Genomic DNA, 4,582 nt, shown 5'->3' with positions numbered 1-4,582 from the left:
AGTATTAAGTTTAGTATAGTTTGAAAAGTCCTTGCCCTGTTATGGGGTGAGGATTTTTTGTTTTTAAGGGTTAGAAATGAAGATTTAACAATAAATTTTCAGAATCATGTGAATTTGTGAAAAAAAACAGATTGTAAATTATTTTGGTTTAATTTTTATTAATGAGGTTTATTTAACTTAATAAATAATGAATAACGGCACTTTTTTTTTATAGTGCTAGATGAATACTAATCAAAGTTCTTGTTCTATGCAGGTTGAGTAAAGGTCAAAGCCCTTGTTTTGTTAATCTTTGGATAAAAAAATTTTATATTTGATCCTAACTAACTTAAAACTTAATACGTATGAAAAGAATGACAGTGCTATTCTTCTTCTTACTAAGTATTTGTATTACTTATGGACAAGAGGTTGAAATTGGCATTGGTACAGAGGCAGATAGGCAACCGCTGAGTAGTCATTTTGGCTATTCGCGATCAGCCGCACTCTATACCTCAGAAGAGATCGATCAAACTGGTTTTATCAATAAACTAGCTTGGGATATCGGTGTGATTAAAGGAGCAAGACCTGTTAAAATCTATCTCAAGGAAGTTGAGTCAACAGCGCTTATTGGAGGACTTTGGGAGACTTTTACCGAAGGAGCAACTTTAGTTTTTGATGATCTATTTACACCAACTACCGTGGGTTATAATACCCTTAATTTTAACCGTTCTTTTCCTTATACGGATGGAACAAAAAACTTATTGGTTCTAGTAGAAACCAATTTTGAAGGAGGGGGTAATAGTGATGGTTTTGATGGATTGGAAATAAAAGCGTCAACCGCGACCAATATGCATTTTACAGTTGAAAGTGATCGATCACTACCAACAAGTGCTTTAACTGCATTGACAACCAGACCCAATTTGAAAATTACGTTTGGAGCGGAGATGACCTGTCTCCCGATACGTGCTACCCTAGATAGTAGTACAACTACAAGTGTAAGCTTTACCATATCAGAAAGCGAAACCACAGCAGGGATTGCTTATGAAGTGAGAACGCAAGGAGAAGCAGGATCAGGAGCAACTGGATTAGCACTAGCAGGAACCATTACGGACATTAGCACAATGCCTTTAGTTATTGATGGATTAACAGCTAGTACAGCCTATAAACTATATGTTCGCGCAACCTGTGGAGCAGAAGACGTTTCGATGTTCTCAGATGAAATGGCTTTTACAACAGAACAAATAGCTGCTACACTTCCTTTTACAGATAATTTCGAAGGAAACGCAAATTGGACCCTAGGTACAGGCTCCAACAATAAATGGTTTATTGGAACTGCTATCCATAATGGAGGAACAAAATCACTGTATATTAGTGAAGATGAAGGTGTTAATAATTCATATAATGTGAATGGGAGAATGGTGACTCATGCCTATCGCGACCTTGCTATACCAGAAGATGTAGGGGATATATTGGTTAGTTTTGATTGGCGTTGTGTAGGTGAAGGCGAAACAACGAAATATGATTATTTTAGAATTTGGCTAGTTCCAACTTCTTTTAATCCAATAATCGATGAACAAATTACTGAAGCTACAGATCGCTTTCAGTTAGGAAGCGATTTTAACCTAAACCCTGATTTTGTTCGAGCGAGTTTTGAACAAAATGTAGCTGCTTTTAGTGGAGAAAACATGCGCTTGGTATTTGAATGGCGCCAGGATGTTAGCGGTGGAACTCAACCTCCAGCAGCAATTGATAATGTTGAAGTTGTAGAGCTTACTTGTAGTGCTGTACAAGACGTAGAAGTAGATGCCATAACGGTATCAAGTGCAGCGATATCTTGGACAGCTGTTGAAGGACAAGACACCTATGAAGTATATCACGCAACAACAAATCAATATCCAGAAGATACAGCAACAGGGACTGTAACATCAGAAAATCCATATACGATTGAGGGACTAACAGCGAGTACTTCTTATACGGTTTGGGTAAGAACAGTGTGTGATGAGACAGAGAAAAGCGCTTGGAAACAAGTGTCTTTCGAAACTAAACAAATTCCTGCAACACTTCCTTATATCGAAGATTTTGAAGGAACTTACGCTTGGAATGCAGCTAGTAATTCAGTGAATAAGTGGGTTGTAGGTACTGCTGTACACAATGGTGGTACAAGTTCTCTTTATATTAGTCAAGACAATGGGGCAACTAATACCTATAATTTTGACGCCTTAACAACAGCGCATGCTTACCGTGATATTATCATTCCAGCTGAAACAGTGGAGGTAGCAGTGAATTTTGATTGGAGATGTATTGGAGAAGGTGGAACTTGGGATTATTTTAGAGTTTGGGTCGTACCAGCTACTTTTACACCAAGCCCTGGTACGCAAATAACAGCTGCGGAAGACAGAATCCAACTGGGAAGAACAGAGTTTAATGCAAATCCCAATTTCATTAGAGAACAGTTGATACAAAATGTAACAACCTATGCAGGTGAAACCATGCGTTTGGTATTTGAATGGAAACAGGATGGTAGCGGAGGAAACAATCCCCCAGCAGCTATTGATAACTTAGAGGTTTCTGCTATTACTTGTCCTGCACCTACCAATGTACAGGTAGATCGTGTGACAGAATCATCCGCTGTGATTTCTTGGCCAGCCGTTCAAGGACAAGATAATTATGAAGTGTATTATTCAACGACCAATACTGAACCTGGAGATACTGTGACAGGTTCAGTGACTACAACAGATAATCCTTATACTATTGATGGGTTAGAATCAAATACTACTTACTATGCATGGGTAAGAACCATATGTAGTGATACAGATAAAAGCTTCTGGAAGTCTGTGTTAATTATAACAGGACAAATTCCAGGTGAACTAACTTATGAAGATGACTTTGAGGGAGATAACAATTGGAGTCTTGTTAGCAACTCAGACAATAAATGGGTGGTTGGGACAGCCGTGAATAATGGAGGAACTCAATCACTATACGTTACAAAAGACAACGGGGTAACCAATAGTTATAATAACAGTACAACTACCGTAGCTCATGCGTATCGCGATATCGCTATACCTGCAGGTACAATTGAAGGAAGCTTAAGCTTTGATTGGAGAGCTGTTGGTGAAGGAACAACAACAAAATTCGATTATTTAAGTGTTTGGCTTGTTCCTACGACGTATTTACCACTAGCTGGTGAACGAATTCTCGAAGATACAGAACGTATTGAGGTTGGAGAAGGATACAATTTACAAGAAGATTTTACGACGGTTTTAGAATCACTAGATTTAACTTCATTTGCAGGACAAACTCTTCGTCTGGTTTTTCAATGGAGAAATGATGGTAGTTCGGGTGATGATCCCGCTGCTGCCGTAGACAATGTGAAATTAAAAGTAGAAACTTGCCCTGCAGTTACCGGATTGTCTGCTTGTATTGGTTCAGATCGCATCAATTACGGATGGGATTCTCAAGAGGGAATGACGCGTTGGGAAATTGCCTTTTCAACAATAGATGGGGCAGAGCCAGCCCCAGATTCAATCGAAATTGTGGAAGAGCCTAATTATTCTGCTACCGGATTAACGGTGAATACGACCTACTATTTCTATGTGCGCAATGTCTGTGGACCAGATAACGTGAGTATGTGGAAAAAGATCAATGTAAAAACGAGTAGCACGAGTATTTTAGATGCAGAGCCGTTTTGTGCTGGACCAGAAGGAATTATCTTTCCAAATAACAACAGAGAGAATACTTCTGAACAGTATCCGTTAGGACAAGGACTCCAGATTGCTTGTTTATCATCTGCTCCTTACCCGGTATGGTATTTCTTGAAGATAGATCAAGATGGAGATCTTGTTTTTGACATCATTCAAAATACCGCATTTGATGCCAATGGCGATGAAGTAGGAACGGGATTGGATGTTGATTTCGTAGCTTTCGGACCTTTTGATACTTTAGATCAAGCTTGTGCTGAATCGGTATTAGGACCGTGTCCTCCAGGAGTAGACTGTCCAAATAACACGACAGATCAATCGGCTTATCCTGCGGGTAATATTGTGGATTGTAGTTATGATAGTGATCCAGTTGAATCATTAACCATTAATAATGCGGTACGCGGTCAGATTTATGCCGTTTTAATTACCAATTATAATGGTGGTGAAGGCTTTATTAAACTAGCACAACGAAATGTAGAAGAAGTGGGTGCAGGAACAACGGATTGTAAATTCTTATGTGAGGTTGATTTAGGACCAGATCAATATTTATGTCCAGGTACCAATTCGTTTGAGATTAAAGCAAATATCTCTGCAGCAGGTTCTACTGAAGACATGGAATATACTTGGTTTAAAGATGGTGAGATGATGGATCCAGCAGTGTTTAATACCAACCGATTGACGGTTACTGAAACGGGAACGTACCGCGTTCGCGTAGAGAAAGATTTGTGCGAGGAAAACCCAGAGGATGAAGTGTATATTAAATTCTACGATGAGATTGAACTTCGCCTACCAGAGAAGTTAGAGCTATGTGATGTTGACAATGTGGGTTATGCTGATTTTGAGGTTAAAAGAATTGTGGAGGAAGCGCTTGCTGCTCATGCTGAACCAGAAACTTTAGTACATGCGTA

1 protein-coding gene is annotated in these 4,582 nt (G+C 39.1%); it reads left to right on the top strand.

Annotated elements, in window-relative coordinates; all coding sequences use genetic code 11:
- Window positions 1-341 precede the first annotated feature (341 nt).
- Window positions 342-4,582 (top strand): fibronectin type III domain-containing protein (locus tag ACPDHL_RS15945; RefSeq protein WP_430533704.1); only part of this gene is annotated, 4,241 nt, incomplete at its 3' end.

It is taken from the genome of Myroides sp. C15-4 (genome assembly GCF_050522745.1).
Lineage (GTDB): Bacteria > Bacteroidota > Bacteroidia > Flavobacteriales > Flavobacteriaceae > Flavobacterium.
The sequence above is the reverse complement of the archived record's forward strand: the minus strand, read 5'-3'. Positions and strand labels throughout refer to the sequence as shown.